Below are 21,144 nucleotides of genomic sequence, written 5' to 3'. Positions count from 1 at the left end.
CAATCTCGTCCCCTCTTTGCATAACTTTAAGGTAAAGGGGGGTTTTTCTGTGCTAAAAATTAAAAAACCACGACCAACATCAAAAAAAGGGCCTCTCCCGTTTCGGTATATGTTTTTAATTTCTTTTGTTATTTTTATTATATTAACCGTACAAGGGTTATGGATAGTTGAAAAAGGGATACGGCCAACCTTAATTACAATTGCAAAAAATGAAACGCAAAAAATAGGTACATATGCAATTAATGATGCCTTAAATAAGCATATTGTAGAAGGAATCGATGTAAATGAATTAGTTCATATTGATACGGATGCAGAAGGGTATATTACAGGAGTTGTTTATAACCCTACTATTTATACAAGGGTATTAGCCCAAGCAACTAACAGGGTACAGCGGTTTTTGAAAATGGTAGAAGAAGGCCGATTAGAGGAGCTTACGGGAATTCCGGATAATGTAGAAATAGATTTTAATGAGAATATGGCACATCAAGATGGGATTGTTTATTCAATTCCGTTAGGTCAGGCAACAGACAATGCCTTATTAGCTCATCTAGGACCTTTAGTTCCTGTAAAGTTTACGATGATTGGCGATGTCATGCCTGATATTTCACTTGATGTACAACCAACAGGAATTAACAATACAACGATTACACTTTATTTGGATATCGCAGTCGATGTTCAAGTAGTCATTCCGTTTGCGACAGATGCAGAAGTTGTTTCTACATCCGTTCCAATTGGAATTGTTTTTGTCAGTGGAAGAGTACCTGAGTATTACAATGTTGGAGGCGAAGGATTTACACCAGCAATTATAAATCAATCCGACCTTATAGAAGCAGTTGAGCAAGACAGAGGACAAGAGCAAGAAGAGTGATAAAATGAATAGAGGATGGGACAAAAGGTAAAAACAACCTTTTGTCTCACCCTCTTGCAAATTATTACCTTCTACGCTTCGCCGCTCTTTCTTTTTTCTCCCATGAACGAAGGGATGGATATGGGTCAAATGACCATTCGGTAAGACCGTTATCGCGGTACATTCCGTAGTGTAAATGTGGTGGGAATTTCCCTTGAGTTCCTGGTTTTCCGTAACCGGAGCTTCCGACATAGCCGATAACTTGTCCAGGTTCAACGACTTCACCGACTTCTACCCCTTTTTCAAACCCAGAAAGGTGAGCGTAATAATGGTAGACGTTATCCATGTCACGGATACCAACTCTCCAACCCCCATACTTATTCCAACCTTTGATTTCAATAACACCGTATGAAGTAGCTCTTACAGGAGTATGATACCCAGCAAAGATATCTGTTCCTTCATGAATTCTTCGTCCACCCCAGCCACGACGGTCTCCCCATGTACTTCGGTAGCTATAGTTATAATTTAATGGTACAGGGAATACGTTATTATCGACGTTAAGGGTTTCAAATTTCTCATATACCTTTGCATGCCCCATGATAATATTAACCGTTTGTTCTCTGTGATAATGCTCCCATAACCCAATTCTGATGTTTTCTTTATCGAATCCGTAGCTTTCTAAATACCTAGCCATAGTATAAAGAACATCTTCATCATCCTCGAGACTGGCTATGCCGTCACCATTGCCATCAAGTCCAATGCCCCCAAATAACCCAATCGTAATCGGATCCGTATCTTCTTGGTTAGGGTTTATGGCGCCACACCAAGTGTCTTTGGAGTAATAAATTCCGATTAGACCTGGTTCTTTTGGTCTGTCTCTTAATGCTTTTCGTAAACCTCTTTCATACGTATCAACCGCAGCTAGATAATACCATGGAATATTCGTAACAACTTCCATGCTTTTATATAAATCCATTCTCTTTTCGATTCTTTCCTCATAGCTCAATTCCTCTGCAGCCAACGTAACCGAGCCTGTAGACGTAATGAAAAGGACAAAGACTAAAAGGAATATTGCACTCTTTTTCATAACGATGCGATGCTCCTTTCTGACATTATCAATAGTTGTAGTTTTGTTTAATTCGTCCAAAATAATCATAGTAAATTGATGGCAATTTAAGATAGTTATTTGGAATTTACTTTAAAAAAATGTTACATTAATAGTATTGATGGAAATTGGAGTGAACAAAATGGCTAAGAAAGAAGATTATGTACGTAAACCGGATTGGTTAAAAATAAAGTTAAATACAAATGATTCATATACTGGCTTAAAGAAAATGATGAGAGAACAAAAGTTAAATACCGTTTGTGAAGAAGCGAAATGTCCTAATATTCACGAGTGCTGGGCTGTTCGTAAAACGGCTACTTTTATGATTTTAGGTTCTGTCTGCACAAGAGCCTGCAGATTCTGTGCTGTAAAAACAGGCTTACCGACTGAACTGGACTTACAAGAGCCAGAAAGAGTGGCTGACTCTGTTGAAGCGATGGGCTTAAAGCATGTCGTAATTACCGCAGTTGCCCGTGATGATTTAAAAGATGGCGGCGCGCATGTATTCGCGGAGACGGTCAAAGCGGTTCGTAGGAAAAATCCGTTTACAACGATTGAAGTTCTTCCTTCTGATATGATGGGAAACATCGATAATTTAAAAACGTTGATGGCAGCACGACCTAACATTTTAAACCATAATATTGAGACGGTCAGACGACTTACGCCTTCTGTACGAGCCCGTGCTACGTACGAGCGTTCGTTAGAGTTTTTAAGAAGAGCAAAAGAGCTTCATCCAGACATTCCAACGAAATCGAGTTTAATGATTGGACTTGGAGAGACAAAAGAGGAAATCATTGAAACAATGGATGATCTTCGCGCCAATGGCGTTGATATTATGACGATTGGACAGTACCTACAGCCAACGAAAAAACACTTAAAGGTTATTTCATATTATCGGCCAGAGGAATTTAATGAGTTTAAAGAAATGGCTCTTGAAAAAGGATTTAGTCACTGTGAATCAGGTCCATTGGTTCGTTCATCTTATCATGCAGATGAACAAGTAAATGAAGCTCAAGTTCGAGAAGCAGCTAGAGAAGCGCAGTAAAGAAAACAGGGTGGAATAAAGGTTGTATAGCTAAAACCATGAGCGAAACCGAACCGTCACTTTCTTAAAAAGCCAGTTGTGAGTGTATTCTCACAACTGGCTTTATGGCGAGTGAAGTCATTGCAGTGATTTAGTTAGTCCCAGCCTCACTTTACTTTTACATCATTGGTTGTGGTGAGTTTTCTGGAAGTGGCTCGTTCATTTCTCCTCCATCACCATTTATCATCCCATTAATTGTTGCTTCGAGTACTTTATCGACATTAGGTGAATGAGAACCTAACGCACCAAAACGTTCAATGTTTTCGAACATTTCTGGGTTGTCGGAAATGTACACATCATAATGTCGTGGTAGTACGGAAGCGGCTGTTAAATATACTTGTTCTGTTTGATTATAGTTTTCGACATTTTGATTTCCGTCATATACGATAAGGGCGTATTTATCGGTTACCAATGTGGCACAATCCTCTACACCAGGGATATATACAGCCATTTTACTTATCGCATCAGCTAAAAGAGTACGGTCGAAATAAGCGGCTTCTGGCTCACGACCTTGTTGTTGTGTCATAGCTTTTTGATGACGTACATAACCAAACTTAGTTCGTTCTTCAGATGTCTGGTTTGCTTGGTCTACTTGGATGATGCTGTTTGTTCCACCAGTAGGATTGTAAGTCGTATTTCGACCTTCTGTTAGTGGGGAACTGTTTTGACCAATGGCTTGACACCCGGTTGCAAGTAAACATGAAACACATAAACCAGTTAATAACGCTTTTTTCATGTAGAATCCTCCCCTCTTATGCATAGATTGACCTGAAATCATTGATTTTACTGATTGAAAAAAATGGAGAGACCTTCGTTTATGTAAGGAAATATGGTATTATAGAGAGTAGAGTTTAGAATAGGTGAGGTGTCACTCAAGTATGATTCGAATTCAAGGAGTCAATTTTGAACTAATTGAAGATTATAGAGATGGCTGGAACGAAGAGGAATTTAAAGCAAAATATAGTGAAGTGTTCAATAAATATGATTATATTGTGGGAGACTGGGGCTATAGTCAGCTTCGCATGCGCGGTTTTTTCGAAGACACTAATCGCAAATCGACGTTTGATACAAAAATCAGTACGTTGCCAGAATACTTATATGAGTATTGTAATTTTGGATGTGCTTATTTTGTGTTAAAGAAAGTAAAGGAACCAAAAAATAAAAAAACTGCAGTGTAGTAATAAATCTCAGAGGATATTTCCTGCTGGGATTTTTTTTAGAATACCTTGTCGGTTTTAGGTTAGGAGGAAGAATTGAAAGGACCGGGCGTTTTTGCCCGGTTTTTCTTCATTATCCAGAAGTATAAGGTGGTTCTTCGTTTTTATCAGGGTCGTCATGAGTTGGGTGTGCCCCCGGGAACTTACGTGGTAAGTTTTGGTGTAAGTTTTTATTTTCATAGGTAAATGCGCTATACGAACGTTGACCTGGCTTCCAAGGAGTACTTTTTCCTAATGGACGATTAATCGGAGACCCATATGGTCCTTCTGGGAATGGTTCAGGAAGGACATAGTTTTTCATCGTTTCAACATTGGAGAAATCGGTGTAACTTTCTGTTTCTTTATCTTTATGGTCCAAAAAAACCACCTCCTACCGTTAAGGTTTCCGTAGGAAGTGGTTTTTACACTTAAATGATTTCGTATAAAAAAGAACGTAATTCTTCAGTATCTTCATCACTTAGTTTATAAGCGTGTTCTAAATACCCTGGTTCCTCTAAATCATCTTGCCCGAGTATGGCAAATCGGTTTGATTGCATATCAAGTACTAAATGTTTGCCATAGTGTCTTGAAGTAGATGTTATCGCTAAATCAAACCTTTGATTTTCTCCCATAAAGCTAACAAACCGAGTTTTTGTTTGTTCTGTATCATCATATAAATAAAAGCGTTCTGACATAGTTGAAGTGCCCCCTTACGTTTGATTTCCATGTCTATTCTTCATTTTACCAAAATGAAGGGGTTACACAAAGTTTTTGCATGAAAGGGTGATTATCTTTCTTTATAATCCCAAAGAATTGACCACCGACTTTCTTCTTTATGGACGAACACATCTTTGTTGATTTCGAAATAACCGTATTTACTGTTGTATTTTTTTGTAACTTCAATTTTATAAACTAAGTCATATATTTCCCCATCATCATCCATTTTCCACTCTTTATATTTTTTAGGGTTACTTAAAGAAAACGAAAATGTATCGACACCAAAGTGGTTCATAAAAACATGTGACCGGTCTTGGATATACGAACTCCGTGGAAATTTAGCTTGAACGGAGGAATGTAAGAGCTCCCATGATTTCGAGAAATCCCAATTTTGTTCATACTTATAAAAGTCTTTTGCCGTTTTTTTGGCTTGATTTGCTTCGCTTGGCATAACGAAAATAATTAGAAATATCAGGGGGACAATGATAAGTGGAAGTAGAATCATAAGCGGATTTTTCTTTTGTCTCATAGTGTCCTCCTCAGAAGAAGTCATTTTCTTATCTCTTCTCATCCTATTCAAAAATGGACAATGTTATTATTAAATCTTCCTAGTAAAAACCGCACGAAAGATTATGCTATACTATGAAGAGAATGTAGATAAGGGTGATTACGATGTATTTTGTAGATCGAGAAAAAATTGAAGAAACGCTCACATACATGGAGTCATGCTGGACGTGGTTTAGTTCACAAGAGGAATGGAACAAACCAATTGATAAATTAGGCTTAGAAAGAATAGCTCAGCTCTTAATTGAAGGAATTATAGATGTAGGCAATCAAATGATTGACGGTTTTATCATGCGAGATCCAGGTAGTTACGAGGACATTGTTGATATTTTGGAGGACGAAAAGGTCGTTTCAACAAAGGAAGCAGAATCGCTTAAAGAGGTCATTCGCTTTCGTAAGGTGTTAGTGTATTCATATACTGATATAAACCATCCCAAATTGCAAAGTTTGTTAACCAATCATGAAAAAGCCATAACGACGTTTTCCAAAAATGTTCGTAGCTATATAGAAAAAGAGCTAGGTCCAGTTTCAGCCTTTTTACCAGAAAAATAAGGCTATTGAAAGGGGTTATTACGATGGGGAAGCAGTATCCAACAACAAAAGAACAGATATTGGAGCTGTTAAATCGACATGGTCAACTGTCAGTAACCTCCTTAGCAAAAGAACTAGACATTACCGAAATGGCAGTACGACGGCATGTACATTCCTTAGAAAATGAAAACTTGATAACCTCTGAGCTTATTCGTCTACCGATGGGGCGACCAAGTGCCTTATTTTCGTTAACCCTAACAGGGCAAGAAACATTTCCACGTAATTATGCTAATGTTACACTAGATTTGCTACGTGATATAGAAGAAATGAACGGCAAAGAAATGGTTGACCATCTGTTTGCAAAAAGAAAAGCAAGGATGAAAGAAGAGTACTTCCCTCGTGTACAAGGCAAAAGTTTTGAAAAACGAGTATACGAACTTGCAGCGATTCAAAATGCCAGCGGGTATATGGTGGAAGTCGAAAAAGAAACAGATGATTCCTATATATTTAAGGAATTTAATTGCCCAATTTCTCAGATAGCAAAGCAATACCCAATTGCTTGTTTGTGTGAACAACAATTATTTAGTGAACTACTTGGTTCTGTAAAAGTAGAATGTAAAGCATGCATGGCCATTGATAATACGTCACATTGCAATTATAAAATTACAAATACAGAAAAAGAGTAGGAGTGGGTGAAGGTGTCGCAATATAAAGGGTTTTTAATTGATTTAGACGGTACCGTTTATAAAGGGAAAGAAAAGATTGATGCAGCAGTAACGTTTGTGAATGGTTTATATGAAAGAGGACTACCTTATTTATTCGTCACAAACAATTCATCAAAGACACCAGAACAAGTTTCTGATTTACTTACGAGTATGGGAATTCATTCGACTCCTGCCCATGTCTTTACAACAAGTCAAGCGACAGCAAGGTTCATACATGAATCGTATAGTGTACAAAGGGTGTATATGATTGGCGAAGTAGGTTTACAAAAAGCGTTGCTTGAAAAGGGATTTGAGCTTGTTGAAGATGATGCTGAGGCCGTCGTTATTGGAATTGACCGAGAGATTACATATGAGAAGCTAGCAAAAGCGTGTTTACTCATTCGAGCCGGTGCATCTTTCTTTTCAACGAATAGTGATATTGCCCTTCCAACAGAGCGGGGATTTGTTCCGGGAAATGGTGCTTTGACATCTGTCATTTCTGTTTCAACTGGCCAGAAGCCGATTTTTATTGGCAAGCCTGAAGCGATTATTATTGACCAAGCTTCTTCAATCCTTGGGGTACCAAAGGAAAACACACTGCTAATTGGTGATAATTATGATACAGACATAACTGCAGGAATTCGTGCAGGGATTGACACTTTGCTCGTCCATACTGGAGTCACAACAAAGGAACACCTTGAAAGCATTAAGCAAAAACCTACCTATTCAATCGATTCTTTAGTGGAATGGAATTTGTGATTAATAGTTATTTTTAGTAATAAATACGCATGGGTTCCGCTTAGGGATCCAAGCGTATTTTTAGTGAAACCTGAATTTATACTGTGAAATGTCTCAATTTGTTTATCGTTAGTGTTTAGGATTTATGATTTGAGGAGGTTCTTCTAACCAGCTATTATCGATCATGATATTAATTCTATCATTAGCGTAGCTTGTGACTTCTGCTGTGGCGCTAGCGTACGTTGCGGCTATATCAGTTCTTAAACTAGCAGCAGCAGCTGTCGCATAGTTCGATGTACTCGATTGTATTAACAATGATGTATGAAACATGATTAGCTTATCTGAAAATGGTGAAACCGTGGAATTAGAAACAACAAGGTCTGATGGCATTGGGACAGGGATGGCATCATCAGTTAATATTTTCGAAAAAAGCGAAACGTGTTTGGTTGCTATTTCTAGTCCTCTATTGCAATATTTTCGGACCTCTTTAAATTTTGCTACTTGATCGAGTCCAGTTAAAAGAACCTGTCCAATTAGGTTTGTTTCAACATTGGCATAAACATGAGTAATTTCAACAACATTTATTCTTCTAGGATTAAGACTTAATAGACCGCCTTTATAGTTCTTTTTTTCAATAAAATCAACTTCATCTGGCGTTGACACATAAGGAGGCCTTACAAATACGCCTTTTGATAACAACACATTAGCTGTTCTATTATACAATTCCGTTGAGGATTGTATCGCCTGACTTAGAAAATCACGAACACTTTATTTTGCAGAAGTCGCCAAAGCCACGCCGTATACGGATAATCCGATCTTTGCCATATTCTTTAGATAATAGAGGTAAAACGTATCGGAATATAGACGGGGGGCATTTCGGTTTAAATCCTGCTCTGAAAACCCAACTGGGATAGGCTGGTTGTCCTCTTTTAGGATATTTTTTGATTGGATAAGGTTTTCTTCTGTTATATGTAATGCAAATTGTAAAACTGATTTCATCTCATCATCATTTACATTTTGCAAAAAGTGCTTAAAAACACAGACTGACATACTATTGTTTTGGCAACTACTCCAAAGAGCTGCAATTTCCGAAGAGGTTAGTCTAGTTTGGTGGTTGACCCTCATGTTTTTCTCTCCTTAATTAGAACTATATGTTATCCTTTGCTATTTCTTTGTATTTATACCTTGCTTAGGATAGCATCAAAATCAAAGCCACTGAAAAAGTTGATTTGTACTTTTACAGTGGCTTCCGACTCTGTCGTTTTTTTTAAAAGGACCGCTAGAGGTTTTTTTAACTGATAGGAAAGTATAAAAATTTAGTTGCTCGCTCATAGATGTCTTATAAGCTAGTTCAGGAAGGGCGATGGCTTCGCTCACTGCGCGTACTTAATAAGAAATACACTTATTAAAGCACTTTTTCAAAAGAGGGCAGTGGCTCCGCACATCGCAATTAATCAAATACCGCTTTGCGGTTTTTCTTATTCCGTTCCTGCTAAGCTGTGGGCGAGACGGCTTGAAGCGGCTGCTGCTATTGCGCCTACAATATCATCTAAAAATGTGTGGCATTGTTCGCCTTCTTTATCGTTTAGCTTTTCTAAGATGCCGGGTTTAATTTTATCGATGTAGCCATAGTTGGTAAAACCAATTGAACCGTAAACATTTACGATCGATAAAGCTACAATTTCATCAATGCCATATAAGCCTTCATCGGTTTCGATAATGTTTTGTAAAGGCTCTTCAAGTTTTCCTTGTTCAGCTAAAATATCAAGTTGAATTCCAGTTAATATTGCATTTTGAACTTCGCGTTTTCGTAATACTTTTTCAACGTGTTCTGTGCATTGTTCAATTTTTAAATCAGGGACAAATTTAATTTGAAGAAAATAAACTAGGTCCGCAATATCTTCAATAGTAACGCCTCTGTCATGTAACCATTTACGTGCGATTTTTTCGATTTCCCCTGATTGATTATAATTACTCAGATTGACCACCTCATTTATGATTTTCTGTTCTTTACCCGTTTTTACGAAAAAAAATGTCCATATATGAACAGTTTATGGAATTATAGCTTTAATCATACTTTGTTTTGCATAAACATCAGTAAGGACATTTTTGTCATAAGGGGTGGGTTGATTTGTTTGAAAGGAACATATATGACCATTATCAATTATATTGTGAGGACCGTTTCATTGTTGGGAATTATGAAGCGTTTCGTTCGAATGGAAATACGTATGTCTTTATACCTCATCTTGAAACGAGTGGATACCCAGTAGATGAACAAATGAAAATGGCTCAACATTTAACTCAAAATGGAGAGAACTTAGTTGGCCAGTTCATATATACAGTTCAAAAGAAAGTTTCTGCTCAGATTGATGGGGATGAAGGATATCTTATTTATCTTCCAACAGTAGCGGACCAAAAAAAAGATTTTTCAACAATGGAGTTAGGTGCAAGGCTAGCCTACTTTCACGACTGTGGAATTAACTTTCAAGTGAATCGAAAAAGTCAACAATACTATGGGCAATGGAAGCAACTTTGGGAACAGAGGCTCCAACAACTAGAGAACTGGTATAATCAAGTATTTAAACAACCTCGGAATGAGATAGATGAGGCGTTTGTGTTAACCTTTCCTTATTACATGGGATTATGTGAAAACGCAATGCAGTATGTCGTCGATAGTGATATAGATGAACAATACAGGTCGAGAGATGAGGCTGTCATTTGCCACCAACGCTTTACCGATTCTTCATGGCTTTGTCCAGAAGAAGGAGCAGAAACATATGTAAAATTACCTTCAGAGTTTATTTATGACCATCCAAGTCGAGATGTAGCTGAATGGATTCGTTTTAAAATCATTGAAGAGAAAGCTTCCTTTTCTGAGGTTGTTTCATTCCTTGATGGCTATGAACAAAGACGGCCTTTATCAAAGTATAGTTGGAGAATGGTTTATGCCCGTTTGTTGTTTCCGCTCCATTACTTTGAGGTAGTAGAGGGGTATTATCGCTATCATTTGTCAACATCTCAAGAGTATTATGCAAAGCAATTTATAACGGTACTTGATGAGGAAATTAAGAATGAACAATTTTTGAGGTCGTTTTTTACCGAACTTCAATTGCCTACGTATCAGGGGAATTTACCGATGGTTGACTGGTTGCAAGAAAGGCAACCATACTTAAGATAAATACTGTGTTGGTTGCCAAAGGGATAATTCTTTTGGCAACCATTGTTTTTGTGTTGATGGATAGATTTGAACATGTAAAATATCGGTTGTTTGGACAAGCTTATGGTATAATAATTTAGACATTAGCGGATTTTTCATTATTTTTCAAAACAGTATTGTAAACATACGCAATAAAGCATATAATGTCCATTATAAAAACACAATTGTATTTCTAAGGAATACATTTTATAGATTAATAGTATGTGGCAGGAGTGGATACGGATGGAAAAGAGCATTTCAGTTGGAATATTAGGGTTAGGAACAGTTGGTAGTGGGGTCATTCAAATTATCGAAGGCCACCAAAAGGAACTTATCCATCAAGTGGGCTGCCCAATTACGGTTGAAAAGGTACTTGTGCGAGATATAAATAAACCACGTTCGGTTGAAATAGACGAAGAGAAGCTCACGGAAAAAGCAGAAGATGTATATGCCAATCCTGAAGTTGATGTAGTCATTGAAGTAATGGGTGGCATTAAGGAAGCTAAAGAGTATATCATTCAAGCACTACAACATAAAAAGAATGTAGTAACTGCAAATAAAGATTTAATGGCATTACATGGTGCGGAACTTTTAAGATTAGCTTCTGAAAATAACTGTGATTTATATTATGAAGCAAGCGTTGCGGGCGGGATTCCAATTATCCGTACTCTTGTTGAAGGATTATCATCAGATCGCATTACAAAAATGATGGGTATCGTCAATGGAACGACAAACTTCATTTTAACAAAAATGAGTAAGTTCGGAAGTTCGTATGATGAAGTTCTAAAAGAAGCGCAAGAGTTAGGATTTGCTGAAAGCGATCCAACATCAGATGTGGAAGGTCTTGACGCTGCCCGCAAAATGGCGATTTTAGCGACATTAGGATTTTCAATGGATATTGATCTAGAAGATGTCGTGGTCCGCGGGATTACAACAGTTACAACGGATGATTTACATTATTGTGAGCAATTAGGCTATACGCTTAAGCTAATTGGAATTGCAGAACGTAATGAAGGAAGAGTTGAAGTAAGTGTTCAACCAACACTTCTTCCTAATGAGCACCCACTTTCTGCGGTTAATGATGAGTTCAATGCCGTTTATGTGTACGGTGAAGCGGTAGGCGAGACAATGTTTTACGGGCCTGGTGCAGGGTCATTACCGACAGCAACATCGATTGTTTCAGATTTAGTGACAGTTATGAAAAATATGCGTCTTGGTGTAACCGGAAGAAGCATTACTGCGCCATTGCATGAAAAACAATTAAAGACTGACGAGGAAATTGAATCAAAGTATTTCTTACGTCTCCATGTCGCTGATAAAGCAGGAACTTTTTCTTCGATTACTTCTTTATTTGCTGAGCATGATATTAGTTTTGAAAAATTACTACAGCTCCCTATTGAAGAAACGGAGTTAGCTGAAATCATTATTATTACTCATCAAACAACTAAGAAAACATATGAAAACATTTATAAACGATTAAACGAATTAGACGTAGTGCAGTCCGTTGAGAGCAGTTACCGCGTTGAAGGAGGCAAATAAACATGAGTCACTGGAAAGGTTTATTAGAAGAATATAAGGATTTTTTACCAATAAATGAAAATACACCAATGTTATCATTAAGAGAAGGAAACACGCCATTAATTCCTCTTGTTAATTTATCTGAGGAATGGGGCGTTGAAGTTTATGTAAAAGTAGAGGGAGCTAACCCTACTGGTTCATTTAAGGACCGTGGAATGGTTATGGCCGTTGCTAAAGCAAAAGAAGAAGGAAGTAAAACAATCATCTGTGCGTCTACTGGAAATACGTCAGCAGCAGCTGCAGCGTACGGTGCAAGAGCGGGACTTCGTTGTATCGTTGTTATTCCAGAAGGGAAAATTGCATTAGGGAAATTAGCTCAAGCGGTGATGTACGGTGCGGAAGTTTTAGAAATCCAAGGGAACTTTGATAATGCATTAAACATTGTTCGTACAATTAGTGAACAAGAGCCAATCACACTTGTAAATTCTGTAAACCCTTATCGAATTGAAGGGCAAAAAACATCAGCATTTGAAATTTGCGATGTACTAGGGCAAGCACCTGATATTTTAGCGATTCCAGTTGGAAACGCTGGGAACATTACAGCGTATTGGAAAGGTTTCAAGGAATACAATGAAAAGAAACAAACAGGTCTTCCTGTAATGAGAGGATTCCAAGCAGAAGGTTCAGCGGCCATCGTTCGAAATGAAATCATTGAAAACCCAGAAACAATTGCAACTGCAATCCGTATTGGAAACCCTGCAAGCTGGAAGCAAGCTGTCGCAGCTGCGACAGAATCTAACGGTAAAATTGACTCTGTAACAGATGAAGAAATTCTTTCTGCATACCAACTACTAGCAAGTAGAGAAGGTATTTTTGCAGAGCCAGCTTCTTGTGCTTCAATTGCTGGTCTTCGTAAGCAACTAGCTTCAGGAGAGATTAAAAAAGGCTCAAAAATTGTATGTGTTCTTACTGGAAATGGATTAAAAGACCCGAACACAGCCATTGATGCAGTTACAGTGAAACCGACAGTATTACCTAACAGTGAGGAAGCGTTTTTAGCGCATATTAAAGGTGGTGTCCACCAGTGAGTGAAGGCAGTATGGTCATAACAGTACCTGCAAGCTCGGCAAACTTAGGACCAGGCTTTGACTCGATTGGGATTGCGGTAAATCGCTATTTGACACTAACTGTTACAAAAAATGATAGCTGGCGCTTTATAGCTACAACCGATACAGTAAAAGGTGTGCCAGAAGGTAAGGATAATTTAATTTATGAAGTAGCTGAGCATGTGGCGGTGAAATATGACCAGACGATGGAGTCCGTTCCGTGTGAGGTTAAAATGGCTAGCACAATTCCGTTAGCGCGTGGCCTCGGTAGTAGCGCATCAGCGATTATTGCTGGAATTGAATTAGCGAACCAATTATTAGAACTCAATTTGACGAATGAAGATAAAGTTCGTATTTCAAGTCTTTGGGAAGGTCACCCGGATAATGTGTCTCCATCTGTTTATGGTGGATTATTAATTGGTTCTCATACGGATGAAGATACACATGTTGTCTATTGTGGAGTACCTGAGATTGATATTGTTATGCTTGTTCCAGAAGAAGAATTAATGACGAAAAAAGCAAGAGGAGTTCTGCCTACAGAAATTCCGTACCGCCAAGCTATTCTAGGAAGTAGTGTATCCAATGTGTTGGTTGCGGCAATTCTTCAAGGAAATTGGGAGCTTGCAGGTAAAATGATGGTTCGTGATGTATTCCATCATCCGTATCGCAAGGATCTTGTCCCAGGACTAGAAGACGTTCTTGGGTGCATTCATGAACTAGGAGCTTATGGAGCCGCTTTAAGTGGAGCTGGTCCAGCAATTATTTGCTTTACGAAGCTAGGTGAAGGGATTGAGCTCGAAGCAAAGCTAAATGAAAGATTTCCACAGTTTGCTACAGAGCTAGTAAAACCCGATGCTAATGGAGTTGTCGTAGAAAAAATTCCGATGTCAGTAAAATAAAGAAAAAGAAGGAGATAATCGATTCGGATTAACTCCTTCTTTTTCTGTTAGCGGACCTTGAGTCCGCTATTTGTCAATAAAACGAGAAATTCTGAAGCTAACGGACTGTGAGTCCTCTATTTTACGAAAAACATATGTTTTGAAGCTATTTTTATGAAAATAAGGTCTCCTGTGTCCGTTAGCTATAACAAACATAAAAAAGCAATGGCTCCCACGTTGTCATCCATGTATGAGAAAAGCGCTCATACATGGATATAAAAACAACGGGTCGCGCATTGCTGAATTCAATAAAAGGAAAACACTTTTATTGAATTAAAATACTTGTTCGATTTCTTTGACACCTGGTACTTCTTCCAATAACGCTCGCTCAATACCTGCTTTAAGAGTGATTGTTGAACTTGGGCAAGATCCGCAAGCGCCTAGAAGACGAACTTTTACAACGCCATCTTCAATATCTACAAATTCTACATCGCCACCATCGCGAAGAAGGAATGGACGAAGCTTATCTAAAACTTCTTGTACTTGTTCTTTCATTTCTTCCATGTGTAACACTCCTTTCTCTCCTTCCATTATATTATCCCTCACAGAAAAAATCTATAATCAAGCCTCAAGAAAGTTCTTCTGCCTTTCTAAGGTAATGTAGAAAGGGTTTGGCATTTTAAAGTGAAGATAGTATGATGGCAATAGTTAGAAAAGAAGGAGAGTCATGTGATGTCATTAGAAATTACGGTATATGGGGCTGAAGAAAAATGTGCAAGTTGTGTACATTTACCATCTGCGAAAGATACGATGGAGTGGTTGGATGCTGCTCTACAACGAAAATATCCTGATAAAAACATACTCGTTCGCTATGTAGATATTTATGAACCTCAAACTGATATGGATGAACGCTTTGCATCAGCCATCCAATCGGATGTATATTTTTATCCTTTGGTTGTTATTGAAGATGAGGTTGTTGCAGAAGGAAGTCCGAAACTTAAAATGATTTTAGAAAAGATAGAAGAAAAACAAAAGTAAAACGTAAAAACAGTGGCAACGTCAAAATGACGTAGTCACTGTTTTTGTTAGTGTAGAAGGATAAAAAAATCATATGATTCATAGATGTCTTGCAAGATAATTCAGGATATGCAAGGGCTTCGCACACTGCGAGTGTTTTACAAGAAAGACACTTGTAAAACACTTAAAAAAAGGCAGTGGCTACGCTCCTTGCTTCTAAAAAAAGCGACTAGGTCGCTTTTTTATCATCCACTATGATATTTATACATCCACAACACGCCGCTTTTTAATACACGTGGTACGCGTCCAATTAACGTACGTTCTCCCATCATTCCAAAACCATGCTTTTTCCCGAGGGAACCTAACACGCCTTTTAGTTTAATCTTCGGAAGCACTTCAGGAAGAGGTGTATTAGTCCATCTTGCTTTTAGTACACTTACGATTTGTTCCCCTTGGCCTTCCGCTAGCTGTGCACTCGGAGCATGAGGAAGGCTTGCACAGTCACCAACAACAAATACGTTCTCATCCGTTGGTAAATGGTGATGTGGAGTGATGATTACACGACCTTGGCTATCTTTGGCCACGTCTAAATCGCGTACGACTTTATTAGGCTGAATTCCAGCTGTCCAGATGATTGCATCTGATTCAATTGCCTTATCGTGATTATAAAGGATGTTTTCCTCAACCAACGTAATGTTAGAACGATTAATTACATCAACGCCATGGTCAAGAAACCAATTTTGCACATAATTACTTAGCCTTCTTGGAAACATGCTAAGAATGATTTCACCGCGGTCAAAAAGCTTAATCGTTAAATCAGAGCGACTTTCCCGCAGCTCGCTTGCTAATTCAACGCCACTCAAACCTGCACCGACAATTGATACGACGCCATTTGGTTTAACGTTGCTCAGCACTTCAAAGGTCTTTCTAGTAGCACTCATGCTTTGGATACTTAACGTATGTTCTGGAGCGCCTGGTACACCGTGGTACTTATCTTCACAACCAAGTCCTATAATAAGAGTATCGTACGTAACTGGAGTATTATCTTCTAAATAGACCAACTTGGTGTGAATATCTACGGATTCAACAGTGCCGTATATAACCGTTAAACGTGGGTCCTTTGGAAAGTTTACTCGCAAGTGAAGGTCCGATTCCGTCCCTGCAGCTAGAGCGTAATATTCTGTTTTTAAACAGTGGTACGGCATTTTCTCTATTAGAATTATTTCTACATCATGTGGTAGGTCAGGTGTAAGTAAACGTTGAAGGATGCGTAATCCTCCATAACCGCCTCCAAGTAAAACTATTTTTTGCATTTGTGGATTTCCCCTTTTTTGTGAAATTCCTCTAATACATCCTTGTATTAGCTTCATAGTATTGTTAATAAACTGTTCCTTTGTCGCCTCTGGTTTAAACATGGTCAGGCTATACAGGAATTGGCTATGTATGATATGACTCCAAAGGGTAATGTCAATAAATGGGCTACATTCATCACGTTTAATGGCTTGTGTAATTATCATTTCCCAGTGTTTTAACATTAATGAATTATCTTGCCCAGTATGAGTCCAGATTTTTACGGTTAACTCTGGATTTAAATTATAATCAGCAAATATATAGTGTAGGTATAAACGTAACGAGGATAAGAATGGGAGGTTTTTTTCTTGTTGTAGGTGATTTACTACAGAGTTTAATTTTTCATCTGCTAACGAACTCATAATTGATTCTTTTGTGGGGAAGTAATTAAAAAAAGTACCTTTTGCTACCTCTGCATTTTCGGTAATTTCAAGTACTGTGGTCTGATCAAACCCCTTTTCTCGAAACAATTCAAGTGCAGCATATATAATTTTTTGTTTAGTTAGCTCTTTTTTTATGCTGGACATCCCGTGCCTCCTCTAAAAATGACCTGAGTCAGTTCAAATTATATAGATACAGTGACAACTTTTCAACAATTATGTGAATACTTATTAAAAACAAAATACTTTTGAATTTTCAATTTAATGTTGTAGCATAGTGAAATGCAATTGACTTATAGTATAGATGGTTGTAGGATAAAACTCAGAGTGGAATCGAGGTGAAGTAAGTGAGACCGATTATAGAATTTTGTTTAAGTAACTTAGCAAGTGGGACCCAAAGGGCAATGGAAGAGCTTGAACGGGATCCTAATCTTGATATTATAGAATACGGCTGTTTAGGAAGCTGTGGACAGTGTGCGGTGACTCCATTTGCTTTGGTAAATGGTGATTTTGTATCTGGGGAAACGAATGAAGAATTAGTTGAAAATGTATATAAATACCTAGATGAAAATCCAATGTTCTAATTACTAGCTTCTCACAGGCTAGTCTTTTTAGTATACAATAATAGTAGTTTTACTATGTTTAAAGAGCTCGTGAAGAAAGGGGCATGCGTATGAAGATAATACCTTTTGAAAATACATGGCCTTACGAAAAAGTAATGGGTGATATATATATACACACTTGTCCCTATTGTGGAAGCGACAATGTCCTAACATCCATGAAAAAGCGTGACCTTGAAAATGCACTTGATGGAGTAAAGACCTTACTCATTATGCCATGTTGTAAAGGAAGAATGACAATTATAGAAGCAGATGAAGATTACTTTTGGACGAATCAAGCGCTGAGAAAGTGAGGATGTTAGATGAAATTCACAAAAATGCACGGCTTAGGAAATAGCTATATCTATGTAGATGTATTCACTGAAACATTACAAGAGGACGAACTTGCCCCATTAGCAGTAAGAGTGGCAGATAAAAATAAAGGGATTGGTTCGGATGGCCTAATTCTTGTTTGTCCTTCAGAACAGGCGCCAGTCAAAATGAGAATTTTTAATAATGATGGTTCCGAGGCTAAAAACTGCGGAAACGGTCTTCGCTGTGTAGCAAAATTTGCGTATGAGAAAGGCTATGTTCCCACAAAAACATTTAAAATAGAGACACTTGCTGGGTTAGTGGAAGCGACTGTTCATGTAGACAATTCTGGACAAGTTTCAGAAGTTACCGTTGATATGGGTGCTCCTAGATTAGCAAGAAAAGACTTACCTATGCTTGGAAATCAAGAGGAACAAGTTATTGCAGAAGTCGTTGACATCAAAGGGGAAAGCATGGAGCTTACAGCGGTTTCGATGGGAAATCCTCATGCCATCTTTTTCGTGGATAATATTGAAAAAGCACCTGTTACGACAGTAGGTCCTTACTTAGAAAAGCATGAACTTTTTCCGGAATGGGTGAATGTTGAATTTGTTGAAATGGTAAGTGATACTGAGTTGCATTTTCGCGTTTGGGAACGAGGCTCTGGCATTACCCAAGCTTGTGGAACTGGCGCGTGTGCCGCAGCCGTTGCTGCAATTTTAAATGGAAAAGCGAACAAAGGTGTTCCAATTACAGTTCATTTATTAGGTGGAGATTTACTGATTACTTGGACAGAAGAGGGAACCGTGCTAATGAAAGGCGCGGCAGAAACGATTTGTGTTGGAGAGCTTCTCTAACAGAAAAACTCCTGAAAGCAAAAGAGCTTCAGGAGTTTTTTTACTAAAAGTGACTTACGTCTTATCTTAGAAGAGCAAGGGCTCCGCACACTGCGCTGGGATTACAAGAAAAGCACATGTAATTCCCTGAAAAAAAGCAGTGGCTTCGCTCCTTGCATATACTAAAAGCGACTTACGTCGCTTTTAGGATCAAAGAAAAGCAAGGGCTCCGCACACTGCCCGGGGATTACAAGAAAAGCACATGTAATCCCCTGAAAAAAAGCAGTGGCTTCGCTCCTTGCATATACTAAAAGCGACTTACGTCGCTTTTAGGATCAAAGAAGAGCAAGGGCTCCGCACACTGCGCTGGGATTACAAGAAAAGCACATGTAATCCCCTGAAAAAAAAGGCAGTGGCTTCGCTCCTTGCGTATCCTAAAAGCGACTTACGTCGCTTTTAGGATCAAAGAAGAGCAAGGGCTCCGCACACTGCGCTGGGATTACAAGAAAAGCACATGTAATTCCCTGAAAAAAAAGCAGTGGCTTCGCTCCTTGCGTATCCTAAAAGCGACTTACGTCGCTTTTAGGATCAAAGAAAAGCAAGGGCTCCGCACACTGCCCGGGGATTACAAGAAAAGCACATGTAATCCCCTGAAAAAAAGCAGTGGCTTCGCTCCTTGCATATCCTAAAAGCGACTTACGTCGCTTTTAGGATCAAAGAAAAGCAAGGGCTCCGCACACTGCCCGGGGATTACAAGAAAAGCACATGTAATCCCCTGAAAAAAAGCAGTGGCTTCGCTCCTTGCATATACTAAAAGCGACTTACGTCGCTTTTAGTATACTTTTATTTGATTATAGAATGTGTCTCGTTCTACTGGCACTTTTCCTGCTGTTTTGATAAGGTGAATTAATTCATCACGAGTAATTCCTTGAGAAGTCAAAGCTCCAACTGCGTGTGAGATTCGTTCTTCAATCAAAGTTCCATGGATATCATCTGAACCGAAAGTCAGCGCCATTTGCGTAAGTTGAACTCCGATGTTAATCCAATAGGCTTTGATGTGGTCGAAGTTATCAAGCATTAAACGACTAATTGCAAGTGTTCTCATATCATCAAACGCTGAAGTTCTTCTCTTCAATCCTGCATTTATGCTTCTTGGTTGCATGGCAAGTGGGATAAATACCATGTAACCATTTGTACGGTCTTGTAACTGACGAAGGCGATCCATATGGATTAATCGCTCTTTGTACGATTCAATAGAACCATAAAGCATCGTAGCATGTGTTTTTAACCCTAGACCGTGCGCAATTTCATGAGCTTCAAGCCATTGGTCGGTGGATGCCTTTTCTGGGCTCATCTTTGCACGATATTCTTCAGTTAGAATTTCAGCTCCACCACCAGGCATTGTATCTAGACCTGCTTTAATAAGCTCTTCTAGTACTTCTTTCATTGAAATTCCAGCAATGCGAGAGAAAAACTCTATTTCAGCTCCTGTATAAGCTTTAATGGTTGCTGTAGGATAATGTTTTTTTAAAGTACGTACCGTATCAAGATAATAATCAAAAGGAACTTCGTGATTGTGTCCACCGACGATATGAAATTCGCGAATATTATCATTCCATCTTTTTTCCACATATTCTAGTAACTGAGCTTGGTCCATTGTATAAGCTCCGTCTTCGCCAGGCTTTCTCTTAAAACCACAAAATCCACAATTAGCTTCACATACATTAGTAGGGTTAATATACAAGTTTTGAATGAAATAAACATGGTTTTTATTTTTTTCTTCATTCACCTTATTCGCCATTTGTGCGATAGAAAGTAAGTCAGGTGTATCATATAGGTAGAGACCGTCCTCTATTGTTAATCGCTCACCTTTTGAAACTTTCTCTGAAATTTCTAGCATTCTTTTATCAGATGTTAGGGTAGGCATAACGTTCCTCCTTTGATTAAAAAAGCGTATATATCATTAAAATTCTTCTAAAGATATCAGTAAAAAGCTATTATATCATAACATATTTAGCCTAATAATGTACGATATACACTTTTGATTTCAAAAAATTGGGTGGTGTTAAACGAATATTATACGAATATTTAAAAATTGTTAAAAGAAAGACACAGAAACTATTACTAAAAGGGTTTAAATATGGTAAACTATTGGGTATATTAATAGTATTAGACAACCATTAAGGGGTGATTGAAGTGGTTAAACGTTTATACTGTGAAGATTATTTAAAGCAAATAGAATTACTTAGAGAAAAAATGATTGAAACAGCGTTAGCAAATGGAATGAGTCACCCGCTTGTATTGCAGTATAGTCAAGAATTGGATGAGAAGCATAATTATATATTAGATAAAAAAATTGTCGGCCAATAATCTTAAATAAGTCATTTTCTTGAGATAAAATAGGGAACAGAGTACAATATAAGTATGTGCAGATACAACCTTGATTAACACAAGGAAGGGAGAATG

At 38.1% G+C, this 21,144-nt stretch carries 27 protein-coding genes and 1 pseudogene; 15 read left to right on the top strand and 13 right to left on the bottom strand.

Annotated elements, in window-relative coordinates:
* Positions 1–49: 49 nt before the first annotated feature.
* On the top strand, positions 50–868 hold the full coding sequence (gene yunB / locus BK585_RS19865) for a sporulation protein YunB (RefSeq protein ID WP_245805874.1): 819 nt from the start codon (positions 50–52) through the stop codon (positions 866–868).
* 64 nt (positions 869–932) lie between these two features.
* On the opposite strand, the gene BK585_RS19860 is transcribed toward yunB, so the two are convergent.
* Positions 933–1,934: a M23 family metallopeptidase gene (locus BK585_RS19860; RefSeq protein WP_078555660.1), complete on the bottom strand. Its 1,002-nt coding sequence runs from the start codon at positions 1,932–1,934 to the stop codon at positions 933–935.
* Between the two features lie 160 nt (positions 1,935–2,094).
* Here BK585_RS19860 and lipA point away from each other — a divergent pair, with 160 nt between their 5' ends.
* Positions 2,095–2,997, top strand: a complete 903-nt coding sequence (gene lipA / locus BK585_RS19855; protein ID WP_078555659.1) for a lipoyl synthase — start codon at positions 2,095–2,097, stop codon at positions 2,995–2,997.
* Positions 2,998–3,154: 157 nt separating this feature from the next.
* Here lipA and BK585_RS19850 read toward each other — a convergent pair whose 3' ends face one another.
* Positions 3,155–3,772: a YhcN/YlaJ family sporulation lipoprotein gene (locus BK585_RS19850; RefSeq protein ID WP_170885657.1), complete on the bottom strand. Its 618-nt coding sequence runs from the start codon at positions 3,770–3,772 to the stop codon at positions 3,155–3,157.
* A gap of 142 nt (positions 3,773–3,914) precedes the next feature.
* Between BK585_RS19850 and BK585_RS19845 the strand changes: the two genes are divergently transcribed.
* Entirely contained in the window at positions 3,915–4,214 is a 300-nt protein-coding gene (locus BK585_RS19845; RefSeq protein ID WP_078555657.1) for a YutD family protein, read from the top strand.
* A gap of 112 nt (positions 4,215–4,326) precedes the next feature.
* On the opposite strand, the gene BK585_RS19840 is transcribed toward BK585_RS19845, so the two are convergent.
* The 3 genes from BK585_RS19840 to BK585_RS19830 form a co-directional block, all read right to left on the bottom strand.
* On the bottom strand, positions 4,327–4,554 hold the full coding sequence (locus tag BK585_RS19840) for a cytosolic protein (RefSeq protein ID WP_078556945.1): 228 nt from the start codon (positions 4,552–4,554) through the stop codon (positions 4,327–4,329).
* A 106-nt stretch (positions 4,555–4,660) separates the two neighbouring features.
* The gene (locus BK585_RS19835; protein WP_078555656.1) at positions 4,661–4,927 is read right to left on the bottom strand and encodes a DUF3055 domain-containing protein; all 267 of its coding nucleotides are present in this window, start codon (positions 4,925–4,927) and stop codon (positions 4,661–4,663) included.
* 92 nt (positions 4,928–5,019) lie between these two features.
* Entirely contained in the window at positions 5,020–5,478 is a 459-nt protein-coding gene (locus BK585_RS19830) for a hypothetical protein (RefSeq protein ID WP_078555655.1), read from the bottom strand.
* Between the two features lie 143 nt (positions 5,479–5,621).
* Between BK585_RS19830 and BK585_RS19825 the strand changes: the two genes are divergently transcribed.
* The 3 genes from BK585_RS19825 to BK585_RS19815 are packed head-to-tail and all read left to right on the top strand — an operon-like array spanning position 5,622 to position 7,507.
* Positions 5,622–6,065 (top strand): DUF86 domain-containing protein, encoded by a 444-nt coding sequence (locus tag BK585_RS19825; protein ID WP_078555654.1) that lies wholly within the window; start codon positions 5,622–5,624, stop codon positions 6,063–6,065.
* Between the two features lie 23 nt (positions 6,066–6,088).
* A complete protein-coding gene (locus BK585_RS19820; protein WP_078555653.1) occupies positions 6,089–6,730 on the top strand; it encodes a helix-turn-helix transcriptional regulator in 642 nt (213 codons plus the stop codon).
* Between the two features lie 12 nt (positions 6,731–6,742).
* On the top strand, positions 6,743–7,507 hold the full coding sequence (locus tag BK585_RS19815) for a TIGR01457 family HAD-type hydrolase (RefSeq protein WP_078555652.1): 765 nt from the start codon (positions 6,743–6,745) through the stop codon (positions 7,505–7,507).
* 108 nt (positions 7,508–7,615) lie between these two features.
* On the opposite strand, the gene BK585_RS19810 is transcribed toward BK585_RS19815, so the two are convergent.
* From BK585_RS19810 to BK585_RS19800, 3 genes are all read right to left on the bottom strand, one after another.
* Positions 7,616–8,149, bottom strand: a complete 534-nt coding sequence (locus tag BK585_RS19810) for a DUF3231 family protein (RefSeq protein WP_245805873.1) — start codon at positions 8,147–8,149, stop codon at positions 7,616–7,618.
* Between the two features lie 105 nt (positions 8,150–8,254).
* Positions 8,255–8,611 carry a DUF3231 family protein gene (locus BK585_RS19805; RefSeq protein ID WP_078555651.1) on the bottom strand — a complete coding sequence of 119 codons (357 nt, stop codon included), beginning with the start codon at positions 8,609–8,611 and terminating at the stop codon, positions 8,255–8,257.
* A gap of 353 nt (positions 8,612–8,964) precedes the next feature.
* Entirely contained in the window at positions 8,965–9,465 is a 501-nt protein-coding gene (locus tag BK585_RS19800; RefSeq protein WP_078556941.1) for a phosphatidylglycerophosphatase A family protein, read from the bottom strand.
* A gap of 152 nt (positions 9,466–9,617) precedes the next feature.
* Between BK585_RS19800 and yutH the strand changes: the two genes are divergently transcribed.
* Positions 9,618–10,664, top strand: a complete 1,047-nt coding sequence (gene yutH / locus BK585_RS19795; RefSeq protein ID WP_078555650.1) for a spore coat putative kinase YutH — start codon at positions 9,618–9,620, stop codon at positions 10,662–10,664.
* Here yutH and BK585_RS24660 read toward each other — a convergent pair.
* Positions 10,656–10,787: a hypothetical protein gene (locus BK585_RS24660; protein ID WP_281248933.1), complete on the bottom strand. Its 132-nt coding sequence runs from the start codon at positions 10,785–10,787 to the stop codon at positions 10,656–10,658. The two genes, yutH and BK585_RS24660, sit on opposite strands and share 9 nt — an antisense overlap.
* A gap of 138 nt (positions 10,788–10,925) precedes the next feature.
* On the opposite strand from BK585_RS24660, the gene BK585_RS19790 reads away from it, so the two are divergent.
* From BK585_RS19790 to thrB, 3 genes are read left to right on the top strand one after another with little or no spacing between them, the layout of a single operon-like run.
* Positions 10,926–12,221 carry a homoserine dehydrogenase gene (locus BK585_RS19790; protein WP_078555649.1) on the top strand — a complete coding sequence of 432 codons (1,296 nt, stop codon included), beginning with the start codon at positions 10,926–10,928 and terminating at the stop codon, positions 12,219–12,221.
* A gap of 2 nt (positions 12,222–12,223) precedes the next feature.
* Positions 12,224–13,288, top strand: a complete 1,065-nt coding sequence (gene thrC, locus BK585_RS19785) for a threonine synthase (RefSeq protein ID WP_078555648.1) — start codon at positions 12,224–12,226, stop codon at positions 13,286–13,288.
* Positions 13,285–14,205 carry a homoserine kinase gene (thrB, locus tag BK585_RS19780; protein ID WP_245805872.1) on the top strand — a complete coding sequence of 307 codons (921 nt, stop codon included), beginning with the start codon at positions 13,285–13,287 and terminating at the stop codon, positions 14,203–14,205. Before thrC ends, thrB begins: the two co-directional genes overlap by 4 nt.
* A 312-nt stretch (positions 14,206–14,517) precedes the next feature.
* Here the strand turns inward: thrB and BK585_RS19775 are convergent, their stop codons facing one another.
* Positions 14,518–14,748, bottom strand: a complete 231-nt coding sequence (locus BK585_RS19775) for a NifU family protein (RefSeq protein ID WP_078556937.1) — start codon at positions 14,746–14,748, stop codon at positions 14,518–14,520.
* A gap of 168 nt (positions 14,749–14,916) precedes the next feature.
* On the opposite strand from BK585_RS19775, the gene BK585_RS19770 reads away from it, so the two are divergent.
* On the top strand, positions 14,917–15,222 hold the full coding sequence (locus BK585_RS19770; protein WP_078555647.1) for a YuzD family protein: 306 nt from the start codon (positions 14,917–14,919) through the stop codon (positions 15,220–15,222).
* A gap of 224 nt (positions 15,223–15,446) precedes the next feature.
* On the opposite strand, the gene BK585_RS19765 is transcribed toward BK585_RS19770, so the two are convergent.
* Together BK585_RS19765 and BK585_RS24750 are read right to left on the bottom strand one after the other, a co-directional pair.
* Positions 15,447–16,514, bottom strand: a complete 1,068-nt coding sequence (locus BK585_RS19765) for an NAD(P)/FAD-dependent oxidoreductase (protein ID WP_342744319.1) — start codon at positions 16,512–16,514, stop codon at positions 15,447–15,449.
* 408 nt (positions 16,515–16,922) lie between these two features.
* Positions 16,923–17,078 (bottom strand): annotated as a pseudogene (locus BK585_RS24750) (TetR/AcrR family transcriptional regulator); the annotation flags it as partial.
* Between the two features lie 200 nt (positions 17,079–17,278).
* Between BK585_RS24750 and BK585_RS19760 the strand changes: the two are divergent.
* The 3 genes from BK585_RS19760 to dapF all read left to right on the top strand — a co-directional run bounded on the left by BK585_RS19760 (position 17,279) and on the right by dapF (position 18,699).
* Positions 17,279–17,515: a YuzB family protein gene (locus BK585_RS19760; RefSeq protein ID WP_078555645.1), complete on the top strand. Its 237-nt coding sequence runs from the start codon at positions 17,279–17,281 to the stop codon at positions 17,513–17,515.
* A gap of 89 nt (positions 17,516–17,604) precedes the next feature.
* Complete coding sequence (locus tag BK585_RS19755; protein WP_170885656.1) at positions 17,605–17,844, top strand: hypothetical protein; 240 nt, start codon at positions 17,605–17,607, stop codon at positions 17,842–17,844.
* Positions 17,845–17,853: 9 nt separating this feature from the next.
* Entirely contained in the window at positions 17,854–18,699 is an 846-nt protein-coding gene (dapF, locus tag BK585_RS19750) for a diaminopimelate epimerase (RefSeq protein ID WP_078555644.1), read from the top strand.
* A gap of 811 nt (positions 18,700–19,510) precedes the next feature.
* Here the strand turns inward: dapF and mqnE are convergent.
* A complete protein-coding gene (gene mqnE, locus BK585_RS19745) occupies positions 19,511–20,605 on the bottom strand; it encodes an aminofutalosine synthase MqnE (protein WP_078555643.1) in 1,095 nt (364 codons plus the stop codon).
* A 269-nt stretch (positions 20,606–20,874) separates the two neighbouring features.
* Between mqnE and BK585_RS19740 the strand changes: the two genes are divergently transcribed.
* Entirely contained in the window at positions 20,875–21,048 is a 174-nt protein-coding gene (locus BK585_RS19740) for an aspartyl-phosphate phosphatase Spo0E family protein (RefSeq protein WP_078555642.1), read from the top strand.
* The last annotated feature ends 96 nt before the right edge of the window (positions 21,049–21,144 follow it).

This window comes from Bacillus alkalicellulosilyticus (assembly GCF_002019795.1).
GTDB lineage: Bacteria > Bacillota > Bacilli > Bacillales > Bacillaceae_F > Bacillus_AO > Bacillus_AO alkalicellulosilyticum.
The sequence above is the reverse complement of the archived record's forward strand: the minus strand, read 5'-3'. Positions and strand labels throughout refer to the sequence as shown.

Excerpts from the sequence above, each read along its gene's own strand:
- lipA (WP_078555659.1), top strand. The coding sequence starts at position 2,095 with ATGGCTAAGAAAGAAGATTATGTACGTAAACCGGATTGGTTAAAAATA.
- BK585_RS19805 (WP_078555651.1), bottom strand. The coding sequence starts at position 8,611 with ATGAGGGTCAACCACCAAACTAGACTAACCTCTTCGGAAATTGCAGCT.
- BK585_RS19790 (WP_078555649.1), top strand. The coding sequence starts at position 10,926 with ATGGAAAAGAGCATTTCAGTTGGAATATTAGGGTTAGGAACAGTTGGT.
- dapF (WP_078555644.1), top strand. The coding sequence starts at position 17,854 with ATGAAATTCACAAAAATGCACGGCTTAGGAAATAGCTATATCTATGTA.
- thrC (WP_078555648.1), top strand. The coding sequence starts at position 12,224 with ATGAGTCACTGGAAAGGTTTATTAGAAGAATATAAGGATTTTTTACCA.
- BK585_RS19830 (WP_078555655.1), bottom strand. The coding sequence starts at position 5,478 with ATGAGACAAAAGAAAAATCCGCTTATGATTCTACTTCCACTTATCATT.
- BK585_RS19755 (WP_170885656.1), top strand. The coding sequence starts at position 17,605 with ATGAAGATAATACCTTTTGAAAATACATGGCCTTACGAAAAAGTAATG.
- BK585_RS19770 (WP_078555647.1), top strand. The coding sequence starts at position 14,917 with ATGTCATTAGAAATTACGGTATATGGGGCTGAAGAAAAATGTGCAAGT.
- BK585_RS19775 (WP_078556937.1), bottom strand. The coding sequence starts at position 14,748 with ATGGAAGAAATGAAAGAACAAGTACAAGAAGTTTTAGATAAGCTTCGT.
- BK585_RS19840 (WP_078556945.1), bottom strand. The coding sequence starts at position 4,554 with ATGAAAAACTATGTCCTTCCTGAACCATTCCCAGAAGGACCATATGGG.
- BK585_RS19850 (WP_170885657.1), bottom strand. The coding sequence starts at position 3,772 with ATGAAAAAAGCGTTATTAACTGGTTTATGTGTTTCATGTTTACTTGCA.
- BK585_RS19825 (WP_078555654.1), top strand. The coding sequence starts at position 5,622 with ATGTATTTTGTAGATCGAGAAAAAATTGAAGAAACGCTCACATACATG.
- BK585_RS19820 (WP_078555653.1), top strand. The coding sequence starts at position 6,089 with ATGGGGAAGCAGTATCCAACAACAAAAGAACAGATATTGGAGCTGTTA.
- BK585_RS19765 (WP_342744319.1), bottom strand. The coding sequence starts at position 16,514 with ATGCAAAAAATAGTTTTACTTGGAGGCGGTTATGGAGGATTACGCATC.
- BK585_RS19860 (WP_078555660.1), bottom strand. The coding sequence starts at position 1,934 with ATGAAAAAGAGTGCAATATTCCTTTTAGTCTTTGTCCTTTTCATTACG.
- BK585_RS19835 (WP_078555656.1), bottom strand. The coding sequence starts at position 4,927 with ATGTCAGAACGCTTTTATTTATATGATGATACAGAACAAACAAAAACT.
- BK585_RS19845 (WP_078555657.1), top strand. The coding sequence starts at position 3,915 with ATGATTCGAATTCAAGGAGTCAATTTTGAACTAATTGAAGATTATAGA.
- mqnE (WP_078555643.1), bottom strand. The coding sequence starts at position 20,605 with ATGCCTACCCTAACATCTGATAAAAGAATGCTAGAAATTTCAGAGAAA.
- BK585_RS24660 (WP_281248933.1), bottom strand. The coding sequence starts at position 10,787 with ATGTCTAAATTATTATACCATAAGCTTGTCCAAACAACCGATATTTTA.